The organism is Streptomyces diversicolor (assembly GCF_057537855.1).
Window position 1 is genome coordinate 21,285 of sequence record NZ_BAAJXA010000013.1, and the last position, 23,107, is coordinate 44,391.

The window sequence follows — 23,107 nt, forward strand, 5'->3', positions numbered from 1 at the left end:
CGGTCAAGAGGAGTGGTATGCCGTCGTACCTGTCCCCGGGCGTCTACGTCGAAGAGGTGGAATCCGGGTCACGTCCGATCGAGGGGGTCGGCACCTCGGTCGCCGCCTTCATCGGCTTCGCTCAGAAGGGTCCGTTCAACGAGCCGACCCTCATCACCAACTGGACCCAGTTCACCGGCGTCTTCGGCGACTTCGTCGAGGGGACCTACCTGGCCTCGGCCGTCTACGGGTACTTCGCCAACGGTGGCGGAATCTGCTACGTGATCCGGATCGGCGGCGCCGAGGCGGGCCCGGTGGGGAAGGCCGAGGGGCCGGCGCAGGAGGGCGCCGAGCTCGCGGGGCCCACCGCGCGGCTCGGCCCGTACTCCGTGCGGGTGCTGCCCGGCGTCACGGGTGAGATCACCGTGGAGGTGGCGGAACCCGAGGGCGAGGATCCGCCCCAGGACGTCTTCACCCTGATCGTGAAGCGGGACGGACAGGTCGTCGAGACGTACCCCTCGGTGACCACCAAGCGCAGCAAGGACAACGTGGCCACCCAGGTCCGCGCCCGGTCGCAGCTCATCCGGCTGGAGGAGCCCGGCAAGGGGGCCGCGCCGGCCCGGCCCGAGGTCCAGTCGGTGACGCTGGCCACGGCGCCCGGTGCCGGTCCGGGCGGGGCGGTCGGGGTGCCCGACGCGCTGTCCGCCGACTCCTACGTCGGCGATCCCGACCAGCGCACCGGGTTCGGCGGCCTTGAGGCGGTCGAAGAGGTCACGATGGTGGCCGCACCGGATCTGATGAGTGCCTACCAGCGGGGGGCGCTGGACCTGGAGACGGTGATCTCCGTGCAGCGCGGGCTGATCACGCACTGCGAGGCCATGGGCGACCGGATCGCGATCCTCGATCCGCCGCCCGCCCTGAGCCCGCGCCAGATCAAGACGTGGCGGGAGGAGACGACGGGCTTCGACTCCCGGTACGCCACGCTCTACTACCCCTGGATCAAGGTGTTCGACCCGGCCGTCGGCCGTGACGCCTTCGTGCCGCCGAGCGGGCATGTCGCGGGCGTGTGGGCGCGCAACGACGAGACGCGCGGGGTGCACAAGGCGCCGGCCAACGAGGTGCTGCGGGGCGCGGTCGGTCTGCAGACGCGGATCACCAAGGGGGAGCACGACCTGCTCAATCCCATCGGGCTCAACTGCATCCGTGCCTTCCCCGGCCGCGGCATCCGGATATGGGGCGCGCGCACCCTCGCCGACGATCCGTCGTGGCGCTACCTCAATGTGCGCCGGCTCTTCAACTACCTGGAGGAGTCGATCCTCGCGGGCACGCAGTGGGTGGTCTTCGAACCGAACGACGACGCGTTGTGGGCGCGGATCCGGCGGACCATCTCGGCGTTCCTGGTCAACGAGTGGCGCAAGGGCGCTCTGTTCGGGCTGACGCCGGACGAGGCGTTCTATGTGAAGTGCGACCGCGAGACCAATCCTCCGGAGTCGATCGAGGCCGGTCAGGTCATCTGTGAGGTCGGGGTGGCCCCGGTCAGACCCGCGGAGTTCGTGGTGTTCCGGCTCGCCCAGCTCTCGGCGGGGTCGGGCGGGATCGACGAGTGACGCCACGGCCCGCGGGGCCGCCAGGACCGACAGGATCCGGAGCATTAGGAGGCTGGCATGCCGCTCCCCGAACTCGACAGTTCCGTAGGACATTCCTTCGGCCTCGAATTCGACAGCGTTCTCATCAGGCAGATCACCGAGGTCAGCGGCCTGAAGATGGAGCAGGACGTCATCGAGCTGAAGCAGAACACCGCCGACGGCAAATACGCCATCAAGAAGCTCCCCGGCCGTCCCAAGGCCGGTGAGGTCACCGTCACCCGCGGTCTGACGGAGGACAACAGCTTCGAGCAGTGGATCAAGGATTCCCGGTTCGGGAAGATGACCAACGCCCGCCGCAACGGCTCCATCATCGTCTACGACTACGAGGGCATCCCGATCAAGCGCTACAAGCTGATCAACGCCTGGCCCAAGTCGCTGGAGATCAGCACCCTGAAGGCCGGAGACACCTCCGTTCTCACCGAGAAGCTGGCCATCACCTACGAGAGCGTGGAAGTCGACTGATGCGGCGTACGATCGCGACGGCGTCCGCGGCGGAGCCCGGGGCCGCGGAGACGGCGGACCGGGCCGGGCGGGTCGACACCCTGCGCACCGAGTTCGCCTTCGAACTGCCGCGCGGCTACGTGGACGATTCCGGGACCGTGCACCGGACCGGGGTGATGCGGCTCGCGACCGCCCGCGACGAGCTTGTCCCGCTGCGCGACGACCGGGTACGGGAGAACTCCGCCTATCTGTCCGTGGTGTTGATCTCCCGGGTGCTGGTGCGGCTCGGCTCGATCGAGGACGTCCATCCGGGGATCGTCGAGGACCTGTTCGCCTCCGACCTCGCCTTCCTGCAGGACTTCTACCGCCGTATCAACGCCGAGGGGCACACCCGTGCCGCGGTCACCTGTCCCTCGTGCCAGGAGAGCTTCGCGGTGGACCTGTCCGGCGGTGGTCGCCTGGGGGAATCATGACGTACGCGGCCGACCGGCTCCACGAGGAAGTCGCGTACCTCGCCTACCACTTCCACTGGTCACTCGACCAGATCCTCGACCTCGAACACCAGGACCGGCTGCGGTACGTCCAGCACGTCGCCCGGCTGAGCGAGGGGTGAGAGGGATGGGATGGCTGTCCTGGCCGGCCGGCCGGCGCCGACGTGAGCGGCAGGGCGACGGCGCGAGCGGCCACGCCGCGAGCGCGCCGGAGACGGACCGTGCGCCGGTGCGGGCGGCCGGGTGGCGTGACGTGCCGCCGCTCCAGCGTACGGTGGGTGCTCCCGCGCTGGTCACGGATCCGGTGGGGTTCCGTGGCTCCCTGGACACCTGGCGGGACGCGTCCTTGCGGCTGCCGCTCGGCCATCTGGTGAGCCCTGAGGCCCCGTCCGGGCTTGGCCATGGTCTGGCCACACCGGCCGCGCCGCGGGAGACACCGGTGGTGGGCCGCGAGGTCCGCGCCGACACCGCGCGCGGGGCGCGGCAGCCGAACCCGCCGGTGCAGCGAGAGACGGCATCGAGCAGCGCGGGCACGGGCCCTGCGGCCCCGATCGCGCCGCTGGTCGCGGCCGACGCACCGGCCATGCGGATACGCCGGCTCACCGCTGTGCCCGTCGATGCCGCCCGCCCCGACGCGCCCGTGCCCCCGCCGCCGTCCGTCCGGCCATCACCATCACCATCGCCGTCCGCACCCTCTGTGCCGTCCGCGGCGCCGGTCCAGCGGTCTGCGGCGGCCGACCGCCCCGGCTCACCCACCTTCGGCCTCGGCGAGCCGCTGGCCGAACTGCCGCGCACCGCCCGGCGGGAGGACACCGACGGCAGCGGCGCCTCACCGGCCTCGGACGCACCCGGCGCCGCCGCCCCGTGGCCCGACGCTCCCTCGGCCGACCCGCCCGCCGGGCCGCTGCTCTTCGACGACCCGCTCGTCGTGCGTCTGGCGGACACCGGTCCGCTGCCGGAGCCGACGTCCGCCGACACCCCGGTGCCCGTTCAGCGGGCCGCCGCCGACGGGACACCGGCGGCACCCGGACCGCACCCGGTGAGCGGGCCGCTGGCGCCGCTCGTCGCGCAGCGTTCGGTGCCGCTGTTCTCCGGTGTGCGGCCGGCCGAGGCCGGTGACGCGTCGCACGCGCCCGAGCAGCGGGTCGCCGTGCCGGTGCGCTGGTCACGGCCCGACGACGGCCACCGGACCACCGGCACCCCCGCGCCGGGGGCACCGGCCGCGGCCACCAGGGACTCGGTACGGTCCGTGCCGTACGCCCAGCGGTCCGTCGCCGCGGGCGCCGCGCCCTCTGTCCGGCCGGCCGTCGCACGCCCGGCCGCACCGGCCGTGTCCCGGTCGCCGGTGCCGGTCGACGCCGGTTCCGTGGCCGTCGCCGCCGGCGTGGCACAGCGCATGGCCGACGGTTCCGTCGTCTTCCGGCCGCCGTCCGCCGCGCCCGTGCTTCCCGTCGCCGCCGCTCCGGCGTCCCCGCCACCGTACGCGTCCGTGCCGCTGTCCGCGGCCGTCCAGCGCGCCCGGGCCGTGCCATCCGCCGAACCCGTTCCCTCCGCCCGGTTCGTCCCGTTGGTGCAGCGCGACGCCCAGACCACCCCGCCGGACCCTCCCGCTCCCCCGGAGCCCCCGGCCCCGCCCGATCCGCCCGCCCCGTCGTCACCCGAACCCGTTCCCGGCGCCTCGGCCACCGCCCCGGACGCCCCCGGGGAGCAGACCGGCGAGCCCGGCCCCGGGGGCCCGCCGAAGGTGGACGACGCACTGGTCCGCGCCCTGTTCGCCCCGCTCAGCCGGCTGCTCAAGGCGGAGCTGCGGCTGGACCGGGAACGGGCCGGACACCTGATCGACACCAGGCACTGACCAGGCTCCGACCAGCCACCGACCGTGTGCGCACAGCACGGACCGAACACCAAGGAGGGACGGCATGGCCGTGACCGACGACCCGGCGGTCAGCGTCTGCTTCGTCGTCACCGTGGACGGCATCGAACTCGGCTCGTTCAACACCTGCGAGGGTCTGGGCTGCGAGGTCGTGCTCGAACAGCGCGAGGAGGGCGGCAACAACATCCATCTGTGGCAGCTGCCCACCCGCCTGAAGTACCCCAACATCAAGCTGTCCAGGCCGCTGACCCGGGAGACCGAGAAGGTGGCCAAGTGGTTCGCGAGCATGACCACCGGGATCAGACGCAGGACGGCGCACATCGAGGCACGCACCGGGGACGGACGGCCGGTGGCGAAATGGGGGCTGCTGGAGGTGGTGCCGGTGCGCTGGACCGGGCCGGCCTTCAATCCGGAATCACCCAAGGTGGCCATGGAGACGATCGAGATCGCCCACCACGGCTTCGTGACGATGGAGGACTGACCCGTGGGCTCTCCGGTGGCGTTCAGCGCGGCGGGCGCGGGGGCGACCGCCGCCCAGGGAGGCGGGGCACGGCCCAAGCTGGAGCACGCGTACCTGGAGCTGCGTACGCCGCCGCCGGGCGGGAGCCTGACGCCCGGCGGGCCGTGCGGGCGGATCGACTTCCAGTTCAACCCCAAGGAGCTGTCCCTGACGAAGGCGGCGGCCTGGAAACGCACCCCGGCCAAGGGCGCGAAGAGCGCGGGGCCGCCGGAGTACCAGGGGCCGCAGCCCAGCAAGCTCACGGTGGAGATGTTCTTCGACGCGAGCGACACCCAGGACACCAGCGTGGTGACCGCGGTGGAGAAGCTGTTCGCGTGCTGTGTGCCGACGAACGAGACACGGCAGCAGCAGCGGTCCTCGCCGCCCTGGGTGGTGTTCCACTGGGGCGGGCTCACCGGCTTCCCCGGTTACGTCAGCCAAGTACAGGCGAAATACACCCTGTTCACCACGTCCGGCGTGCCGATCCGGGCGGTGTGCCAGGTGACCATGGAGGAGATCAGCGGGGAGACCCCGGGGCAGAACCCGACCTCGGGCGCCCTGCACGCGCGGCGGGTGCACCGGGTGCGCGCCGGGGACACGCTGGCGCTGCTGGCCTGGCGTGAGTACGGCGACCCGGCCGGCTGGCGGGCGATCGCGGAGGCGAACGGGATCGACGATCCGATGCGCCTGCCCGAGGGGCGCGAGCTGCTGCTTCCCGCGCTGGACGAACTGGAACGTGCCCGGGGGCCGCAGGGCACGGGCGGCGGCCTGGGCGACGGACACGACAGGGATCGGTGAGGCGGGCGTCATGGTCCATCAGAGCGTCGCGAAGTCCCTGGTGGTGGAGTTCGGCGGCCGTCCGCTCTCCGCGGCCCTGGCGAACACCCTGGTCGAGGGGTACGTGGACGACAGCCGTACCCTGCCCGACCTGTTCCTGCTGCGGTTCCGCGACCCGAGCCGGGTGCTGCTGGAGCAGACGGGGGTGCGGATCGGTACGGAGGTGCGGCTGCTGGCCGGCGCCGACGGGGGTCCTTCGCCGCGTCCGCTGCTGACCGGGAGCGTGACGGCGCTGGAGGTGGAGATCGATGACACCGGGACCTACACCGTGGTGCGGGGCCTGGACGAGTCCCATCGTCTCTTCCGGGGCCGCCGGGTCGCGGGCTACCAGAACATGACGCTGGCGGACATCTGTGTCCAGGTGGCGCGGCGGGCCGGGCTGAAGCCGGGCACGCTCGACGTGGCGGGTCCGGTCCTGGAACATGTGGCGCAACCCAACATCAGCGACTGGGAGTTCGTCAGCTCGCTGGCCGATCAGGCGGGTGTCCAGGTCTTCGTGAGGGACGGCCGGCTCCATGTGTCCAGGCCGACCGACGCGGGCGGCGCGCCCGACACCTCCGCCCGCGCGGACCGCGATCCGCTGGTCCTTGAGATGGGTGACAATCTGCTGCGCTGCCGGGCCGGGGTGTCGGCCGCCGAGCAGGTCTCGGCGGTGGAGGTGCGCGGCTGGGACGTACGGGCCAAGCAGCCGCTGATCGGCCGCGCCGACGCGGGCTCCGCGGCGACGCTCCAGCTGGGCGTGACGGCGGCCGAGGTGGCGCGGCCGTTCGGCGAGGCCGACTTCGTGGTGTCCGACGCGCCGTACGGGAACCAGGCCCAGGTGGACCAGGCGGCGAAGGCGCTCGCCGCGCGGATCGCGGGGTCGTTCGCCGACCTGGAGGCGGTGATCCGGGGAAACCCGGAGGTGCGGGCGGGTGTCGCGGTCACCCTGGCCGGGGTCGGCGCTCCCTTCGAGGGCCGGTACACCGTGACGTCGTCGCGGCACGTCTTCGATCCGGTGCGCGGCTACGAGACCTGGGTGACGGTGTCCGGGCAGCAGGAGCGCTCGCTGTTCGAACTGACCGGCGGCACGGGGACCGGCACGGGGGCGGGCGCCCGGTGTTCGGGCCTGGCGAACGGCACGGTCACGGACACCAAGGACCCGGAGGGCCTGGGCCGGGTGAAGGTGCGGTTCCCGTGGCTGTCCGACGAGTACGCGAGCGACTGGGCGCGGACCGCGCAGGCGAGCGGCACCGGCGGCGGGGAGGCGTTCATCCCCGAGGTCGGCGACGAGGTGCTGGTCGGGTTCGAACAGGGCCATCTGGACCGTCCGTACGTCCTCGCCGGGCTCTACAACGGGCAGGACAAGCCCGGCGGCGCGGGCGGCGGGCCGGCGCAGGGGGGCGGTGCGCGGGCGGACGAGGATGCCGGCGCGGTGGACCCCACCAGCGGAGCCGTCACCAAGCGCGCCTTCGGTGCCCGCAGCGGCGACCGGCTGGAACTGCTGGATGCCGCGAACGGACCGCAGGGCGTACGGCTGTCGACGGGCGACGGAAAGCTGAGGATCAGCCTCGACCGCCGGGGCACCACGGTCGTGGTGCACAGCGACGGCACGGTGGAGATCGAGGCGGAGGAACAGGTCTCCATCAGCGCGGGCAACGGGGTCGCGCTGGACGCGGGCGGCGGAACGCTGGAGCTGACCGGCGACTCGGTCCGGCTCACCGCCCGTACCGGCGTCCAAGTGGACGGCGGCAACGGCCCGTTGAAGCTGGCCACGGGCGGCGCGGTGGAGGTACGGGGCAACCAGGTGGCGGTGGGCAGCACCACCCGGACCGAACTCAGGGGCGGCAACGCCCTGTTGGTCAACGCGCCTCTCGTACGCATCAACTGAAACCGCGCCGCGGACACCTCATCGGCCACAACCGCAGGAACGTGACGAACCAGGGCAGGGGGCACAGCACATGCCAGCAGCCGCACGCGTCGGCGATCCCACCGGGCATCCCGGGGTGGTCGGCCCGCCCGGAGAGCCCACCGTGCTGATCGGCGGGCAGCCGGCGGCCACCGTGGGCACCCCGCACCAGTGCGCCTCACCCGCCGCGCACGCCCCGTCCGCGATCGCCCCGCCCGGCAGTTCCAGCGTGCTGATCGGCGGTCGGCCCGCGGCCCGGGTGGGCGACCGGGCGGGCTGCGGCGCGCCGATCACGGCCGGGTGCCCGACCGTGCAGATCGGAGGCTAGTGCTGATGGGCCGTCAATTCATCGGTGCGGGCTGGGCCTTCCCGCCCCGCACGGACGCCACCGGCGGTATAGCGCTGGTCAGGGACGAACGGGAGATCGAGGAGTCGATTCGGCTGGTCCTGGCCACCTCGCCCGGCGAGCGTCCGATGCGACCGGAGTTCGGCTGCGCGCTCGGCGACTATGTGTTCGCGCCCGCGGACGCCGGTACGGCCGGGCAACTCGCCTACGAGGTGCGGCTGGCGCTGGAGCGGTGGGAACCGCGGATCGAGGTCGCGGACGTCGCCGTACGGTTCGACGAGGCGGACAACGGGGTGCTGTACATCGTCATCGGCTACGCGGTACGCGGCACCAACGACCCGCGCAACCTCGTCTTCCCGTTCTATGTGATCCCGGACGGCGAGAGTACGGGCGGGGGTTCGCGGTGACGCTGCCCAGCCCCCATCTGGACGACCGGCGTTTCCAGGGCCTGGTGGACGAGGCCAAACGGCTGGTGCAGCAGCGCTGTCCCGAGTGGACCGACCACAATGTGTCGGACCCGGGGGTCACCCTGATCGAGGCGTTCGCCACCATGGTCGACCAGCTCGTCTACCGGCTCAACCGGGTTCCGGAGAAGAACTATCTGGCCTTCCTCGACCTCATCGGCGTACGGCTGTTCCCCCCGACGGCCGCCCGCACCGAGGTCACGTTCTGGCTGTCCGCGCCGCAGCCCGACACGGTACGGATGCGGGCGGGCACGGAGGTCGCCACGGTGCGCGCCGAGACCGAGGAGGCGGTGGTGTTCACCACCGGCCGGGATCTGTCGGTGGTGCCGTGCGAGCTGTCCCATCTCGTCACCTGGCCGGCCGACGGCAACGCCGCCGACCGGTCCGAGGAGTTGACGCTCGGCCGCGATGTGCCGTGCTTCGCCGCGGCACCCGCCCCCGGGGACTGCCTCTGTTTCGGGCTGTCCGCCGCAGTGCCCGGCTGTGCGGTGGTGCTGCGGCTGGACTGCCGGGTGGACGGCGTCGGTGTCGACCCGCGCCGCCCGCCGCTGCGGTGGGAGGCGTGGGACGGCGCGGCCTGGGTGGCGTGCGAGGTGGACAAGGACGACACCGGCGGGTTCAACAAGGCGGGCGAGGTCATCCTGCATGTGCCCGACGGGCACACCGCCTCGGTGGTCGCCGGGCGGTCCGGTGGCTGGCTGCGCTGCCGACTGGTGGAGGCGGCGGCGGACCAGCCGACGTACGTGGCGTCTCCGACGGTGCGCCGGGCGAGCGCGTTCAGCATCGGCGGCACCGTGGCGGCCGCCCACGCCGAGACCGTGGCGGAGGAGGTGCTCGGCCTGTCGGAGGGGATCGCGGGACAGGGTTTCCGGCTGGCCCGGCCGCCGGTCGTGGCGGGCGAGGAGCCGTTCGTGGTGGAGGTCGCGGAGGAGTCCGGCTGGGTGGAGTGGACCCGGGTGGACGACTTCGCGCACTCCACCCCGTACGACCGCCACTTCACCCTGGACCCCAACCTGGGCCAGGTGGACTTCGGCCCCGCCGTACGGGAGGCCGACGGCACGCTGCGGCTGTACGGCGCGGTGCCGCCGAAGGGCGCCCCGGTGCGGGTGCGCTCCTACCGCACGGGCGGCGGGCACCGGGGCAACGTGGCGCGGGGCACGCTGCGGGTGCTGCGCAGTTCGCTGCCGTTCGTGGCCCGGGTGGAGAACCGGCGGCCCGCGCTGGGCGGGGTGGACGGCGAAACAGTGGAGAACGCGCGGGTGCGGGGGCCGATGACGCTGCGCACCCTGCACCGGGCCGTGGTGCCGCGCGACTACGAGTTGCTGGCCCGTGAGGTGGCACCGGACGCCGCCCGGGTGGCGTGCGTCCCGGCGGGCCCGGCGGATGACCGGGAGCCGGCCGGGCAGGGAGGCGAACAGGGCGCCGGTGTACGGCTGTTGGTGGTTCCGGCCGGGCGGGGTGATGCGCAGGGGCGGATCCGGTTCGAGGAGTTGATCCCGCCGCGGGACACCCTGGCGATGATCGCCTCGTATCTGGACGAGCGGCGCCCGATCGGCACCCGGCTGGCCGTGGAACCGCCGTACTACCAGGGCGTCACCGTGGTGGCCTCGGTGGTGGCGGCCCGTGGCGCGGCGGCCGACCGGCTGCGGGAGTCGGCCCTGGCCGCGCTGTACGGCTACTTCAACCCGCTGACGGGCGGGCCGGACGGGCATGGCTGGCCGTTCGGGCGGCCGGTGCACTCCGGGGAGGTGTTCGCGGTGCTGCAACGGGTGCCCGGCGTCGACCTGGTCGAGGACGTACGGCTGTTTCCGGCGGACCCGGTGAGCGGACAGCGCGCCGAGGCCACCGCGAGGATCGAACTGGACCGGCATGCGCTGGTGTTCAGCTACGAACACCGGCTCCGGGTGCGGGAGGCGTGAGTGCGCGAAGGACTTCCGGGGCTGCCGACGCCCCATCCGTTGCTGCATCAACTGCCCGCCGTCTACATGGAGCAGCCGTTCGTGGAGCGGTTTCTGAGCGCGCTGGACGAGGTGCTGGCGCCGGTGCTGCTCACCCTGGACAACCTGCCCGCCCATCTGCATCCGCGGACCGCACCCGAGGATCTGCTGGCGTGGCTGGCCGGGTGGGTCGCGGTGGAGGCGGACCCGGAGCGGCCGGTGCACCAGCGTCGCGCCCTGGTGACCGGGGCGGTGGCCCGGCACCGCGCCCGCGGTACGCGGCACGGGCTGGCGTCGGCGATACGGATGGAGACGGGTGTCGAACCGGAGATCGAGGAGAGCGGCGCCACGTCCTGGTCCGCCGAGCCGGGTTCGGCGCTGCCCGGGTCGGCGGGTCCCTGGCTGCGGGTGCGGCTGCGGGTGGCGGACGAGGGGGCCGTCGCCCCGACGCGGCTACGGCTGGAGCGGCTGATGGCCGCCGAGGTGCCCGCGCATGTTCCGTACACGGTGGACGTCGTGGTGGCGTCGGACGGGACGGGTGCCTGATGATCTGCCCCGAGTGCGGTCACCGCAATGCGGCGCGTACCCGCTTCTGCGGCTCCTGTCAGGCGTTCCTCGGCTGGGACGACGAGGCGCAGGCGCCGGACGGCACAGCGCAGACCGCGGCGGACCGGGCCGGCGAGCGGCCGCCCGACGCCACGGCACCGACCGCTCCCCCACCTGCTCCATCTCACCCGCCTGCCCCGCCTGCTCCGCCTGCTCCGCCTGCCCCGGCTGCTACGGCTGCCCCGGCTGCCCCGGCTGCCCCGGCCGTGGTACCGCCGTCGCCCGCCCCCGTCCAGGCACCGGCCCCGGCCCCTGCGCACCCTGAGGGCCCCACGGCGGCACCGGTGCGGCCCGGCGACCCACGGCCCGACGGCTCCGGGACCGGACCCGACCACCGCCCGGACCCGGCGGACACGGCGGCCACCGCCTCGGCCGCGGCGCCGTCGGCGCCGCCCCGACCCGGCACCCCGCCGCCCCCGGCCACCCGGCGCTGCCCGACGTGCGGCCGGGAGAACCCGTACGGCCGCAGGCTCTGCGTCGGCTGCGGCAACCTGCTCGACCCCGCCTCGGCACCGGCGCCCGATGCCGCTCCGCCGTGGTGGCGTCGGCTCGTGCCGGGCCGCCGGGAGCGCCCGCTGGCCGCCGGGAGCCGGCCCAGGTCCAGGCGTCGCAGGTGGCCCCGGCCGCGCCTGACCCTGCCGGTGCTGCTGCTCGTACTCGCCGCCGCGGCCTGGCTGGCCCGCTCCTACCTGTCCGATGTGCTCACGTTCACCGAGGACCGCGCCGGTGACCCGAAACCGCTGCACCCGGTGAAGGTGAGCGCGTCCAGCGAGTCGCCGGCCCACCGGGCGCAGGCGGCCTTCGACGGGTTCAGCAACCGCTACTGGGCGCCCGCCGGCCGCGGGCCCGGCGCGGGCCAGTATCTGGACGCGGAGTTCGACCGGCCGGTGCGGCTGCAGAAACTGCTGATCACCTCCGGGAGTTCGGCGAAGGGGGACGAATTCCTCACCCAGGCGCGGCCGTCGGAGATCACCGTCACCCTGGTGTCCGCGGAGGGTGAACGCACCACCAAGGCGATCAACCTCAACGACGCACCCGGCCAGCAGAGTTTCGACGTGCGGGGCTCGGAGGTGACGCGAGTGAGACTGACGGTGGACGCCGCCTACGGTGTCCGCCCCGACCGCCGGGTCGCCGTCGCCGAGGTCGAGTTCTTCGGCCGCCAGTGACCGGCCCCGCGTCCCTGCCGTGGCCCGCGTATCCCTCCGAGTGGCCGGTGTGCCCCGCGTAGCCCTCGTGTGGCCCGCGTGGCCAAGGACACACGGTGCCGCCGATTGCCGGGGCGCGGCGGCAGGGAACCCATACCGACGGTGATCACCTGAAGGGAGCCATCACTCGTGACCCTTGCAGCGCCTCCACCGATTCCCCGGGCAGCGGGATCCCTGCCGTTCCTGGGGCACGCACTACCGCTCTGGCGAGACAACCTCGCCTTCATCGCCTCGCTCAGGCACCGCTACGGCCCGATCGTGGAGATCACGCTCCAGCCGGGGACCCGCACCCTCGTGGTGCAGGACCCCGGTCTGATCCTGACGATGCTCAAGGACATCGCACCGCACCTGGACAAAGGCAGATTCTTCGAGGTGATGGGCCAGTTGCTCGGAGAGAGCGTGGTCACCGTCGCCGGGCACGAGCACGTCCGCAAGCGGCGCCAGCTCCAACCGGCCTTCAGGCGGGGCGAGATCGCCCGGTACGTCGACATCATGCGCGAGCGGACGACGGCCGCCGTCGACAGCTGGCGTCCCGGCCAGAGTCTCGACGTCCGCGAGACGATGATCAAACTGTCGCTTGACATGCTCACGCAGACCATCTTCGCCGGGAGTCTCAAGCCCGAGGCGTTCCGGCGACTGCGCCAGGACCTCGTGGTGGTGATGGACAGCATCGGCATGCGCATCATGCTGCCCGACTGGGTCCAGCGGCTCCCCCTGCCGGCCAACCGGCGCTTCGACCGGGCCGTCGCGGCGGTCCGGTCGACCGTCCACAGCGCCGTCGCCGAGCTGCGCTCCTCCGATCGCGACACCGGCGACATGCTGTCGCTGCTGCTGCGCTCGCCGGACCCGGTGACCGGGGAACCATTGAGTGACCGTCACATCTGCTCGGAAATCCTCACGTTGGCGCTGGCCGGCACCGAAACCACGGCCTCGGTGCTCGCCTGGGTGCTCTATGAACTGGCCCGGCACCCGGACATCGAGGACCGCGTCCTCGCCGAACTGCACACGACACTCGGCGACCGGCCGGTGACGCTCTCCGACGTCACCGGCCTGCCTTGTCTCCATCGGGTCATCCAGGAGACGCTGCGCCTGCACCACACCGGCTGGATCGTGACCCGCCGCACCGTCACCGAGACCCGCCTGGGCCCCTGGGTGCTGCCCGCGGGCACGGATCTCGCCTACTGCCAGCACGCCCTGCACCGTGACCCCGAACTGTTCCCGGACCCGCTCGCCTTCGACCCCGACCGGTGGCTCACCAGTGCGCACACCCTTCCGCCCGGCGCCTTCCTGCCCTTCGGGGAGGGCAAGCACAAATGCATCGGCGACCACTTCGCGATGACCGAACTGACCACAGCGCTCGCCACCATCCTGCGCCGGCTCAGGTTCGAACTGCCCCCGGGACAGACGGTCCGGCCCGTCGCCCGAGCCACCGTACGGCCGGGGCGGATGCTGATGACCGTCCAAGCACGCTGAGCGCTCCGCTGGATGTGCCGCGCCGTGCGTGCCGCGTGCCGCGTGCCGCGCTGAGCCGTGCCGCGCTGAGCCGTGCCGCGCTGGGCCGTCGGTCGTCTGCGGCTTCGTCGTGGCTGGTCGCGCAGTTCCCCGCGCCCCTTCGGGGCGCCGCCGCACGCGGGATCTTCAGATTTCCGTCTGTTTCCCGGGCGGCAGCAACCCTCCGTTCACCGTCCCGTCGCCGTGGAACTGCTTGCTGGGGAGCGAACTTATACAGACAACTTTCGTTGCTCACCCGGGCGCCGCCGCGCCGGTGTCCGGGGCGGAGAGGACCCACCATGTCGTCCCCCTCAGAGGTCGCCGCGTCCGGGAGCAGCATCGCGATCGGCTCCCCGACACCCCCGCGGCGCGGCGACAAGCTGACCTTCACGTGGTCGACGGACGCGCCCGACGCGAAGAACTGGATCGGTGTCTACGACGGCGACCGGCTGCCCGGCCACGGCGCCTCCCTCGCCTGGGAGTACACCCCCGGGGCCGCCGGCGACATCACGATCAACACCTCGGGACTCAGCGGCGGCCCGTACACCGCCTATCTGCTCGCCAAGGACGGCTACGGCATCCTGGCCCGCACCGCCGCGTTCAGCTTCGCGGTGCGCCCGGTGATCCCCCGTCCGCACGCGGTGGTGGACGCCGTCACCATCGCCCCGCAGACCACGGGCACGTCCTTCTCGGTACGGCTTGGCGGCCTGTGGGTCAGACCGGAGGGCAATGCCGCGGGCAGCGCCACCTTCGAACGGGTCGCGGGCGACCCGTGGTTGTCGCTGTCGGCGGACGGCACGGTCAGTGGGCGGGTCCCGGCCGTCGCGCCGCGGACACCCGGCCGGGTGGTGGCCGCCGTCAGCGACAGCGCCGTGGGCGGCGACACCGTCACCGTCCAGGTGCCCGTGCGGGCCGTGCGGGACCGGCTCCGGCTGAAGGTGGCCACGCTGAACCTGTGGGACGCGGGCACCCATGTCGACGGCTTCCTGGAGAAGCAGGTGCGGCTGGTGCTCACCCAGGGTCTGGACGTCGTCGCCCTCCAGGAATGCGGTGCCGACGGGGCCGCGAAGCTCGCCGCGGCGCTCGGCTGGCATGTGCACCAGGCCGGGGGCCTCGGCATCGTGAGCCACTACCCGCTCACCGACGTCGTCGCGCCGACCGCGGCACTCCCGGCCGCCGCCGCGACGCTGCGTCTGCCCGGCGACCGCACGGTGCGGCTGTGGACGGCCCAGCTCGACGAGGCCGACTACGGCCCGTACGCGCTGCTGGCGGGGCGGACGGCCGAGCAGGTCGAGGCGGCGGAGCGGGGAACGACCCGCTACCGGCAGGCACGGGCCCTGGTGGCCGCGCTGCGGACGGATCTCGCCTCCCGCGACCCCCTTGTGCTGGCCGCGGGGCTCGCCTCGCCGTCGCACCACGACTGGACGAGCCGGACGGCGTCCGCGCACGCGGGAGTGGGGCGGGTCCGCTGGCCGGTCACCGAGGCCCTGGAGCAGGCCGGACTCGTCGACGCCTACCGCCTCGCCCACCCCGACCCGGCGAAGGCGCCCGGCACCACCTGGTCGCCCGTCCGCCCGCGACGCGAAGACGGCGGCACGGAACCCCAGGACCGGATCGACCAGATCCAGTACGCGGGCCGGTTGAAGGTCCTGGAAGCACACAGCCTGGTCACCGGCTGGCCGCGGCCGGTGCCGGACGCCTCCGCCAACGGCTGGCCCTCCGACCACGCGGCCGCCGTCGTCACCTTCTCCCTGTCCGCTCGCGGCTGACCACCGAAACGACCTGAAGGACCTTCCTCCCATGACTGAGATCAGCCGCCGCACCTTCATCGGCACCACCGCGGCCGGCGCCGCCGTCGCGGCCGGACTGCCCGGCACCGCGGAGGCGGCCGGACGCGACATGCGGCACGGCAGCATCGCCGACGTCAAGCACGTGGTGATCCTGATGCAGGAGAACCGCAGCTTCGACCACTACTTCGGCACGCTGAGCGGCGTCCGGGGGTTCGGCGACCGGCAGGCGAGCGTGCTCGCGAGCGGCGACACGGTGTTCCGCCAGCCCGACCGCGGACGCGCGGAGGGCCACCTCCTGCCCTTCCGCATGGACACCACGAAGTACAACGCGCAGAACGCGGGCGGACTCCCGCACGACTGGGACACCGGGCACACGGCCGTGGCCGGCGGCGCCATGGACAAGTGGGTCTCCGCCAAGGGCGAGCGCACCATGGGCTACTTCACCCGCGAGGACATCCCCTACCAGTACGCGCTCGCCGACGCCTTCACCCTCTGCGACGGCTATTTCTGCTCGCTGAACGGGCCCACCGACCCCAACCGCCTCTATCTGTGGACCGGCACCGCGGGTCCCGGCATCGACGGCACCACCGGCCCGTGGACCGACAACACCCCGGTCACGAACAACCCGGTGGCCGACTGGACCACCTACGCCGAGCGCCTGGAACAGGCCGGCGTCAGCTGGCGCGTCTACCACAATCCCGACGGCTCCGACGACCGTTGCGGCGACTACGACGACAACGCCCTGTCGTACTTCAAGCAGTTCCACGAGTTCCCCAAGGACGACCCGCGCTACATCAACGCCATGACGAAGTTCGATCTCACGGCGTTCGACCGGCACTGCAAGGACGGCACCCTGCCCACGGTCTCCTGGCTGGTGGCGCCGTACCTGTTCTGCGAACACCCGGCGGCCAGCCCCGACTACGGCGCCCACTGGGTCGACACCGCGCTCCAGTCGCTGTTCTCCAACCCCAAGGTGTGGAAGCACACCGTCTTCCTGCTGATGTACGACGAGAACGACGGGTACTTCGACCATGTCATCCCGCCGTTCCCGGAGCCGGGCACCAAGGACGAGTTCGCGAACGGCAAGCCCATCGGCCTCGGCAGCAGGGTGCCGCTGTGGGTGGTGTCGCCGTGGTCACGCGGCGGCTGGGTCAACTCCCAGGTCTTCGACCACACATCGGTACTGCGCTTTCTGGAGCGGGTCACCGGTGTGCGGGAGCCCAACATCTCCGACTGGCGGCGCACCGTCTGCGGCGACCTGACCAGTTGCTTCGACTTCACCAGACCCGACTACAGCATCCCCGCCCTGCCGGACACGGTCGCGCTCATGGCGAAGGCGGACGCCGGCAACTCCCTGCCGGGCGTCAAGGTGCCCACGGAGCAGTCCATGCCGGGGCAGGAGGAGGGCGAGCGCCCGCACCGGCCGCTGCCGTACCGGCCGTGGGCCGATGTGAAGGTGGACCGCGGCACCGGCAAGGTCACCTGCACCCTCACCAACGACGGCAGCGTCGGCTACCACTTCACCGTGCTGCCGAACATCGCGCTGCCCTTCACCGGCACGCCGTTCACGGTCCCGCCGCGTTCGTCACGCACCTATGTCTGGGACGCGGCGGCCACCGACGGCCGCTACGACTTCTCCGTGTACGGCGCCGACGGGTTCGTCCGCCGGTTCTCCGGCACCCTCGTCCGTGCGGACCAAGGCGATGTGGCGGTGCCGGTGGTCACGGCGGCCCTGCGGCACTCCGGTCGGCCGCAGAAGGCGACGGTGGACTTCGACCTCCGTAACGACGGCGGCACCGACGTGGCCTTCACGCTCACGCCGAACGACTTCGCGGGCAAGGAGCAGACCGTGTGGGTCCGGGCCGGCGACCGGGTCCGGCTGACGTGGCGCACCGACGACGGACGGTACGACGTCACCGTCACCGCGGGCAGCGGCACCCGCTTCGCCCAGCGATACGCGGGCTGCGTGCACGCGGACTGAGCGGGGCGCCCGCTGGTGTGGCGAGGCCGTGACGGCCGCCGGTGCTCCCGCGTGTCTGCCGCCTTTGGTCGAACGGGTCCACGATGATGGCGGCCGGCGGCGGGCGGGCGGCGGTCCGTCACGGCGTCGCGTTCCCCCTGTCACCTCCAGGGGGCGTGGCGTCCGCGGTGCGAAAGGGGATGGCATGCGGATCGACCTGTCCGGGCGGACCGCTCTGGTCACCGGCTCCACCCAGGGAATCGGGGCCGCGATCGCGGCGGAGCTGGCCCGGGCCGGTGCGCGGGTGGGGGTCAACGGCCGGGATTCCAGCAGGGTCCAGGGCGCGGTCGAGCGCCTTCGGCATGACGTCCCCGACGGGGAGTTCACCCCCGTGGCCGCCGACGTGGCCGCCGAGGAGGGAGCGGAGCGCGTCGGGGCGGTCCTGCCGGAGGTGGACATCCTCGTGAACAACCTCGGGATCTTCGGCGCCAAGGACCCGCTGGAGATCACCGACGCGGAATGGCGCCGCTACTTCGAGGTGAACGTGCTGGCCGCGGTCCGCCTCACCCGCATGTATCTGCCGGGGATGACCGCACGGGGCTGGGGGCGCGTCCAGTACATCGCCAGCGACTCGGCGGTGGTGATCCCCGCCGAGATGATCCACTACGGCGTGTCCAAGACCGCTCTGCTCGCCGTCGGCCGCGGCTTCGCCAAGCAGGCAGCCGGCAGCGGCGTCACCGTGAACTGTGTGATCGCAGGACCCACGCACACCGAGGGCGTGGAGGACTTCGTCTATCAGCTCGTCGACCGCGATCTGCCCTGGGACGAGGCGCAGCGCGTGTTCATGAGGCGGCACCGGCCCCAGTCCCTGCTGCAACGCCTCATCGAACCCAGGGAGATCGCCCACATGGTGGTCTATCTGAGTTCCGATCTGGCATCGGCCACCACGGGCGGCGCCCTGCGCGTCGACGGCGGTTACGTCGACGCGATCCTGCCCTGAGCGGTGTGCGTCCGGGCCTTCGCCGCCGCGGCCAAGGCCGTCAGCCGGGTGGGGCCTGGCCACCGGTGGGGCGCAGCGGGCCGAGCCGCCAGGCGTCGGCCTCGACCACCGCGTCGCCGCTGCCCGCCGCCGTGGCCAGCAGCCGCCAGGGCGCCCGTCCCGTGGGGTAGAAGCGCAGGGTGAGCGTCCGCCCGTCGCCGAGGAAGACCTCCACGACGGAGTGGTCGACGATCACCCTGACCTCGGCGCCGGCGCCGGGAGCCGCCGCCCGCGGAATGCGCCAGGCGCCGCCCCGAGCCCGCGGGTCGAGCGAGGCCCGGCCGCGGTCGGCCACCAGGTCTCCGGTGGCGGGGGCGAGCGCGATGTCGAGCCGTTCCCGGCCGTCCCGCGTGGTGACCGGGCGCAGTCCGCCGGCCGCCGCACCGTCCGGGTCGCGCTCCAGCCGTGCCCGCAGATCGAACGCGGCACCGGTCACCGCGATCTCGCGCCGCTCACCGCCTCTCACCACGGTCCGTACGGCGGCGATCCGCTCCGCGCGCAGCGCGTCGATCTCACGGGCCGGCCGCTGCCGCACGGTGCCGTCATGATGCGCGGTCAGCTCCCGCGGCAGGGTCAACAGGCCGGCCCAGCCGACCTGTTCGGCCCAGGCGCTGGGGGCACCCACCCGCTCGGCGTCCCGTGCCGAGGCGGGGCATGGGACGACTCCTAGCGATAACTCGGTACATATGGGACGCGAGTGGGTGTGGAGCGATGACCGGTGAGCGAAGTGCGCAGTGCGAAGTGCGATGAGCTGGGACGAGAAACGTGTCAGCGGCGCTCGGCGGCGGCGATGGAACGGCGGGGATCGCCGCTGTCGTCGTGAGCCGATCGACCGTCGGAAACCTCATCCGCCACTCCTGTTTCAGGCAGCGGCGATTCGGCCAAGCCCCGCCGTCCCCCGACGGCCCCCGCGCAGCGTCCACGCGTTCGAGCCCTTGCGTTTCAAGGCCCCCAGCGCGTCCGAAAGCGAGCGCGTTCGATTCCGTCGACGGGTCGTTATGCCGTGCACCGCCGAGCCGTCCGGGCGCGGCACGGACCCTCGAAGGGATGCGGGTGACTGTGACTGACACCTCGACCGCCGACGCCAAGACGCCGCCCCCTCCACCACCGGCCAGCATCACCTTCGAGGGAAAGTTCGGCAAGAACCCGCTGGCGGACGCCGGTTTCGGGGCCATGTGCCGACGCCTCCCCTCGGTGCTCGGGCACACGGCCCGGATGGCATGGGCCGTCGACAGGACGGGCGTCCTGCTCCTCCTCGTCTGCCAGGTGCTGACCGGCGTCGCGGCAGCCGTCGTCCTCGCCTTCACCGCACAGGCGATGACCCGCATCCTGGGTGCCGGCACGGTCTCCGAACGGCTGCACACCGCACTGCCCGCCCTGATCGTCGTGACGGCGGCCGCGGCCGTCGGCCGCGTCAGCAGCGCCCTGTCCTCGTACGCCGACGGCCGTATCACTCCTGTGCTGATGACCGAAGCGGACATCGCCCTCGTCACCGCCGTGTGCCGCGTGGAGTCCTCCGCGTACGGGGACGCCGGATTCGCCGACCGGCAGGAGGCCGCCGAAGTCGGTGTCACCCGGACCCGGATGATGGTGCAGGACGCCCAACGGTTCATGTCCGCCCTGATCCGCATGATCGCCGCCAGCGGAGTGATCACCGCGCTGCACCCGCTGATGCTGCCCCTGCTCCTGCTGGCCGTGCTCCCGGCCGGCGCCGGGGCCGTGCTGACCGCACGCGTCGACTACGAGACCCACTACCTCAACCTGGGCGACCGCAACGTGCGCTCCATGATGCGCTGGTGGGCCACCTACTCCCGCTACGGCGACGAGGTCCGCGCCAACGGCATGACCGGCTACCTCGTCTACTGGTACCGCGCCCTGTCCGACCGGATCGACCGGCGCACCTTGACCGCGGCTCCACGGATGCTCCGCATCGTCCTGGCGACCAGCGCCCTGGGCGGGGTCTTCCTGCTGTGCGCATGGGCCGTCCTCGCCTGGCTCGCGACCACCGGCCGGGTCGCCCTGCCCGTCGCGGCCACCGCCGTCGTCGCCGTCCAGACCACACTGGCGGCGCTCTCCCAGTGCGTCGTCCACGGCGCCGCCATGTTCCACACCTCGCTCTACCTGGCCGACATGCGGTCCTTCCTCGACATGGCCGGTGAACGCGCCCAGCGGCGGGGCGACTCGACCGTCCCGGAACACGTGGACGAGATCCGCCTGGACGACGTCGTGTACCAGTACCCCGGCAAGCAGGAACCGGCCGTCGCGGGGGTCTCGCTGTCGCTGCGCCGTGGCGAGATCCTGGCGATCGTCGGCGAGAACGGCTCGGGGAAGTCGACCCTGACCAGACTCCTCACCGGGATTCTGCTTCCCGACAAGGGCCGCGTCCTGTGGGACGGCGTCGATCTCGCCCAGGTCGATGCCGACGCCCTGTGGAAACGCACCGCGCTGGTCCCGCAGGGGTTCGCCTGCTGGCCGCTGCGCGCCCGCGAGAACATCACCCTGGGCCAGCCGAAGACGTACGACGACGGACCGGTGTGGGACGTGGTCGATGCCGTCGGGATGCGCGAGGCGATCGAGAAGTTGCCCCGGCGGCTCGACACCCTCCTCGCCAAGGAGCTGTGGGGCGGTGCCGAACTGTCCGGCGGGCAGTGGCAGCGGCTCGTGTGCGGCCGCGCGCTCTACCGGCAGACCCCCCTGTTGATCCTGGACGAGCCGACCTCGCAGATGGACGCCCGCGGTGAGCACGCCGTCTTCCTTCAGATCAAGCGGATCGCCGCCGACCGCATGACGATCGTCGTCACCCACCAACTGGAGAACACCCGGCTCGCCGACCGCATCCTGGTCATGGACAAGGGCCGGGTCACCGAACAGGGCACGTACGACGACCTGACACACGCCGGGGGCCTGTTCGCGGAACTCCTCTCCCTGGCGCGCGACCGGTGACAGGCCGGCCCGTGGGCCGGGGCCGACGCCCGTAGCCGTGGCGGACGTTCGCGCGGCTGATCTCGACGGACCGGCGCCGGTTCACGGCGCCGGTCTTCGGAGCGTGGCGCGTCCGGCGGCCACGGGCCGCCTGCGGCTGCCCGCGCGGGTTCTCGACGGATCAGCGGCAACCGCCCGACCCGGCAAGGGTTCTCACGGCCGAGCCGGACCGACAGCCTGGGCCGGCGGTTGCGCGATGGCGATGAAGTTGCCGGCCACCGGGCGGATGCGGGCCCGCCACCCGCTCGCTGTGAGCTGGTCCGTGAGCGTGCGGACGTCATGGAACACCTTCACGATGCGGTACTCGGTGCCGTTGTCGAGGCGGCGCAGCACCGCAGGGGCCGGCTGGTCGCCGAGGACTTCCTCCTGGGCCGCGATGCCGGGGCCGTCGTCGATGAAGACCGCCTTGCCGCCCGGCGCGAGCGCGGCGGCGACCATGTTCCAGAAGTCCGGCAGGCGGCTGGGTGGGACGTGGGAGAGCCAGAACGCGAAGAAGACGGTGTCGTAGCGCCGAAGCGGCCGCCACTCGAACAGGTCGGCCTCAAGAAACCGGACGGTGGGGGACGCCGTACGCGCCTGAGCCAGCGCCAGCGCTTCCGCTGCCGCGTCGACAGCCGTCACCGACCGTGCCCGCGCCGCGAGCCTCCCGGTCCACTGGCCCGTTCCGCAGGCCAGCTCCAACACGTCTCCGGCAATGGGGAGTTCATCGACGGCAGCGAGCAGTTCCTTCAGGTCTTCGCGGTCTGCCCAGTGGCGGTCGTATTCGGCCGCCCCCGCCTTGTAGTAGGCCCTTTGCTCTGCCAGGAGAGCGTCGACGTCCATGCGGGGTCCTCTCTGCCAGGTCTCGAACGAAGCCAAGCGTGCGCGTCTCGGTGGTCTTTCGAGACACCCTCCGCCTTCACCTTCGGGCAGGGTCAAGACCTCCGCGGCGGCGCACGAGGGAGACGAGCGCCTGGGCGGAACTGAACTGGCGTCGAAGGCCGCGGGGCCGGGTGCCGGTCAGGCCAGTTCCTCCGAGACGACGTCCACGGCCCGTCCCCGGGCGTTCGTGGCGAACAGGGACAGCGCGTCGAAGGCGGCGTGCCGGGCGGTCTCGAACGGGATGCGACGGCCGTCGACCAGCGTGACGAGGTCGAGAGCGTCGGCGTCCACGAAGAACTCCCGCTCCTCCTCCCAGTCGATGTTGTAGCCGACCCAGACCACCAGCTCGAAGGTGTCCTCGCCGTCGGCGTCGACATACACCTGGTCGGCGCGGCGCGTGCGCAGGGCGTCTTCGTCCCACCGGTCGCAGAACATCGCGTCATGGCCGTGCACCGCGCCGTCGAACAGCAGAATCCGCTGCCCCGAGCCGGTGACCGCGTACACCAGCGCGGGCAATGCGTCACCGACGATCAGGTCCTCGAACCGCTCCCCGTAGTAGTGCAGCCTGAACCGGGTCCGGCCGTCCTCGGACCGCAGCCGTGCGGCCCAGCCGGCCTCCAGCAGTCCGGCCCACACATGCTCGGACACATGACAGGGACGGTCGGCCGGCTCGGTCAGGCCGGCCAGGTGCGGCGGCCCGGGGCGCGCCGCCGCCCCGGGCACGGACGTGCGGTTCGTCATGCCCTCCATCATCGGGCATCCGAAAACCCGG

21 protein-coding genes are annotated in these 23,107 nt (G+C 72.6%); 18 read left to right on the forward strand and 3 right to left on the reverse strand.

The annotated features are described in order from the left end of the window. Positions 1 to 17 precede the first annotated feature (17 nt). From AC27LF_RS17155 to AC27LF_RS17235, 17 genes are all read left to right on the forward strand, one after another. On the forward strand, positions 18 to 1,586 hold the full coding sequence (locus AC27LF_RS17155; protein WP_479659923.1) for a phage tail sheath family protein: 1,569 nt from the start codon (positions 18 to 20) through the stop codon (positions 1,584 to 1,586). Positions 1,587 to 1,643: 57 nt separating this feature from the next. Next, a complete protein-coding gene (locus AC27LF_RS17160; protein ID WP_059142910.1) occupies positions 1,644 to 2,087 on the forward strand; it encodes a phage tail protein in 444 nt (147 codons plus the stop codon). After that, positions 2,087 to 2,539 (forward strand): hypothetical protein, encoded by a 453-nt coding sequence (locus AC27LF_RS17165; protein WP_479659922.1) that lies wholly within the window; start codon positions 2,087 to 2,089, stop codon positions 2,537 to 2,539. The genes AC27LF_RS17160 and AC27LF_RS17165 overlap by 1 nt, the downstream gene beginning before the upstream one ends. Then, positions 2,536 to 2,679 carry a DUF6760 family protein gene (locus tag AC27LF_RS17170; protein ID WP_479659921.1) on the forward strand — a complete coding sequence of 48 codons (144 nt, stop codon included), beginning with the start codon at positions 2,536 to 2,538 and terminating at the stop codon, positions 2,677 to 2,679. Before AC27LF_RS17165 ends, AC27LF_RS17170 begins: the two co-directional genes overlap by 4 nt. Before the next feature lie 5 nt (positions 2,680 to 2,684). Next, positions 2,685 to 4,412 carry a hypothetical protein gene (locus AC27LF_RS17175; RefSeq protein WP_479659920.1) on the forward strand — a complete coding sequence of 576 codons (1,728 nt, stop codon included), beginning with the start codon at positions 2,685 to 2,687 and terminating at the stop codon, positions 4,410 to 4,412. 64 nt (positions 4,413 to 4,476) lie between these two features. Continuing rightward, positions 4,477 to 4,911, forward strand: a complete 435-nt coding sequence (locus AC27LF_RS17180) for a phage tail protein (RefSeq protein WP_121890064.1) — start codon at positions 4,477 to 4,479, stop codon at positions 4,909 to 4,911. Positions 4,912 to 4,914: 3 nt separating this feature from the next. Then, positions 4,915 to 5,727, forward strand: a complete 813-nt coding sequence (locus tag AC27LF_RS17185) for a CIS tube protein (protein WP_479659919.1) — start codon at positions 4,915 to 4,917, stop codon at positions 5,725 to 5,727. A 10-nt stretch (positions 5,728 to 5,737) separates the two neighbouring features. Then, a complete protein-coding gene (locus AC27LF_RS17190) occupies positions 5,738 to 7,636 on the forward strand; it encodes a VgrG-related protein (RefSeq protein ID WP_479659918.1) in 1,899 nt (632 codons plus the stop codon). A gap of 70 nt (positions 7,637 to 7,706) precedes the next feature. Beyond that, positions 7,707 to 7,982, forward strand: coding sequence for a PAAR domain-containing protein (locus tag AC27LF_RS17195; RefSeq protein WP_479659917.1), 276 nt, complete (start codon positions 7,707 to 7,709; stop codon positions 7,980 to 7,982). A 5-nt stretch (positions 7,983 to 7,987) separates the two neighbouring features. After that, entirely contained in the window at positions 7,988 to 8,407 is a 420-nt protein-coding gene (locus AC27LF_RS17200) for a GPW/gp25 family protein (protein ID WP_404024268.1), read from the forward strand. Further along, entirely contained in the window at positions 8,404 to 10,383 is a 1,980-nt protein-coding gene (locus tag AC27LF_RS17205) for a putative baseplate assembly protein (RefSeq protein ID WP_479659916.1), read from the forward strand. Before AC27LF_RS17200 ends, AC27LF_RS17205 begins: the two co-directional genes overlap by 4 nt. Beyond that, complete coding sequence (locus tag AC27LF_RS17210; protein WP_479659915.1) at positions 10,384 to 10,947, forward strand: phage tail protein; 564 nt, start codon at positions 10,384 to 10,386, stop codon at positions 10,945 to 10,947. Positions 10,948 to 11,291: 344 nt separating this feature from the next. After that, positions 11,292 to 12,173, forward strand: a complete 882-nt coding sequence (locus AC27LF_RS17215; RefSeq protein WP_479659914.1) for a discoidin domain-containing protein — start codon at positions 11,292 to 11,294, stop codon at positions 12,171 to 12,173. A gap of 168 nt (positions 12,174 to 12,341) precedes the next feature. Continuing rightward, positions 12,342 to 13,685, forward strand: coding sequence for a cytochrome P450 (locus tag AC27LF_RS17220; RefSeq protein ID WP_479659913.1), 1,344 nt, complete (start codon positions 12,342 to 12,344; stop codon positions 13,683 to 13,685). Positions 13,686 to 14,002: 317 nt separating this feature from the next. Next, entirely contained in the window at positions 14,003 to 15,472 is a 1,470-nt protein-coding gene (locus AC27LF_RS17225; protein ID WP_479659912.1) for an endonuclease/exonuclease/phosphatase family protein, read from the forward strand. A gap of 31 nt (positions 15,473 to 15,503) precedes the next feature. After that, the gene (locus tag AC27LF_RS17230) at positions 15,504 to 17,474 is read left to right on the forward strand and encodes a phosphocholine-specific phospholipase C (RefSeq protein WP_479659911.1); all 1,971 of its coding nucleotides are present in this window, start codon (positions 15,504 to 15,506) and stop codon (positions 17,472 to 17,474) included. Positions 17,475 to 17,658: 184 nt separating this feature from the next. Next, on the forward strand, positions 17,659 to 18,453 hold the full coding sequence (locus AC27LF_RS17235) for an SDR family NAD(P)-dependent oxidoreductase (protein WP_479659910.1): 795 nt from the start codon (positions 17,659 to 17,661) through the stop codon (positions 18,451 to 18,453). Between the two features lie 40 nt (positions 18,454 to 18,493). Here AC27LF_RS17235 and AC27LF_RS17240 read toward each other — a convergent pair whose 3' ends face one another. Then, on the reverse strand, positions 18,494 to 19,117 hold the full coding sequence (locus tag AC27LF_RS17240) for a GH32 C-terminal domain-containing protein (protein WP_479659909.1): 624 nt from the start codon (positions 19,115 to 19,117) through the stop codon (positions 18,494 to 18,496). Between the two features lie 428 nt (positions 19,118 to 19,545). On the opposite strand from AC27LF_RS17240, the gene AC27LF_RS17245 reads away from it, so the two are divergent. After that, positions 19,546 to 21,435, forward strand: a complete 1,890-nt coding sequence (locus AC27LF_RS17245; RefSeq protein WP_479659908.1) for an ATP-binding cassette domain-containing protein — start codon at positions 19,546 to 19,548, stop codon at positions 21,433 to 21,435. Positions 21,436 to 21,627: 192 nt separating this feature from the next. Here AC27LF_RS17245 and AC27LF_RS17250 read toward each other — a convergent pair whose 3' ends face one another. Both AC27LF_RS17250 and AC27LF_RS17255 read right to left on the reverse strand, forming a co-directional pair. Beyond that, positions 21,628 to 22,296: a class I SAM-dependent methyltransferase gene (locus AC27LF_RS17250; RefSeq protein WP_479659907.1), complete on the reverse strand. Its 669-nt coding sequence runs from the start codon at positions 22,294 to 22,296 to the stop codon at positions 21,628 to 21,630. 177 nt (positions 22,297 to 22,473) lie between these two features. Beyond that, positions 22,474 to 23,076, reverse strand: a complete 603-nt coding sequence (locus AC27LF_RS17255) for a hypothetical protein (protein ID WP_479659906.1) — start codon at positions 23,074 to 23,076, stop codon at positions 22,474 to 22,476. Positions 23,077 to 23,107 lie beyond the last annotated feature (31 nt).

Excerpts from the sequence above, each read along its gene's own strand:
- AC27LF_RS17155 (WP_479659923.1), top strand. The coding sequence starts at position 18 with ATGCCGTCGTACCTGTCCCCGGGCGTCTACGTCGAAGAGGTGGAATCC.
- AC27LF_RS17160 (WP_059142910.1), top strand. The coding sequence starts at position 1,644 with ATGCCGCTCCCCGAACTCGACAGTTCCGTAGGACATTCCTTCGGCCTC.
- AC27LF_RS17165 (WP_479659922.1), top strand. The coding sequence starts at position 2,087 with ATGCGGCGTACGATCGCGACGGCGTCCGCGGCGGAGCCCGGGGCCGCG.
- AC27LF_RS17170 (WP_479659921.1), top strand. The coding sequence starts at position 2,536 with ATGACGTACGCGGCCGACCGGCTCCACGAGGAAGTCGCGTACCTCGCC.
- AC27LF_RS17175 (WP_479659920.1), top strand. The coding sequence starts at position 2,685 with ATGGGATGGCTGTCCTGGCCGGCCGGCCGGCGCCGACGTGAGCGGCAG.
- AC27LF_RS17180 (WP_121890064.1), top strand. The coding sequence starts at position 4,477 with ATGGCCGTGACCGACGACCCGGCGGTCAGCGTCTGCTTCGTCGTCACC.
- AC27LF_RS17190 (WP_479659918.1), top strand. The coding sequence starts at position 5,738 with ATGGTCCATCAGAGCGTCGCGAAGTCCCTGGTGGTGGAGTTCGGCGGC.
- AC27LF_RS17195 (WP_479659917.1), top strand. The coding sequence starts at position 7,707 with ATGCCAGCAGCCGCACGCGTCGGCGATCCCACCGGGCATCCCGGGGTG.
- AC27LF_RS17200 (WP_404024268.1), top strand. The coding sequence starts at position 7,988 with ATGGGCCGTCAATTCATCGGTGCGGGCTGGGCCTTCCCGCCCCGCACG.
- AC27LF_RS17225 (WP_479659912.1), top strand. The coding sequence starts at position 14,003 with ATGTCGTCCCCCTCAGAGGTCGCCGCGTCCGGGAGCAGCATCGCGATC.
- AC27LF_RS17230 (WP_479659911.1), top strand. The coding sequence starts at position 15,504 with ATGACTGAGATCAGCCGCCGCACCTTCATCGGCACCACCGCGGCCGGC.
- AC27LF_RS17235 (WP_479659910.1), top strand. The coding sequence starts at position 17,659 with ATGCGGATCGACCTGTCCGGGCGGACCGCTCTGGTCACCGGCTCCACC.
- AC27LF_RS17250 (WP_479659907.1), bottom strand. The coding sequence starts at position 22,296 with ATGGACGTCGACGCTCTCCTGGCAGAGCAAAGGGCCTACTACAAGGCG.
- AC27LF_RS17255 (WP_479659906.1), bottom strand. The coding sequence starts at position 23,076 with ATGACGAACCGCACGTCCGTGCCCGGGGCGGCGGCGCGCCCCGGGCCG.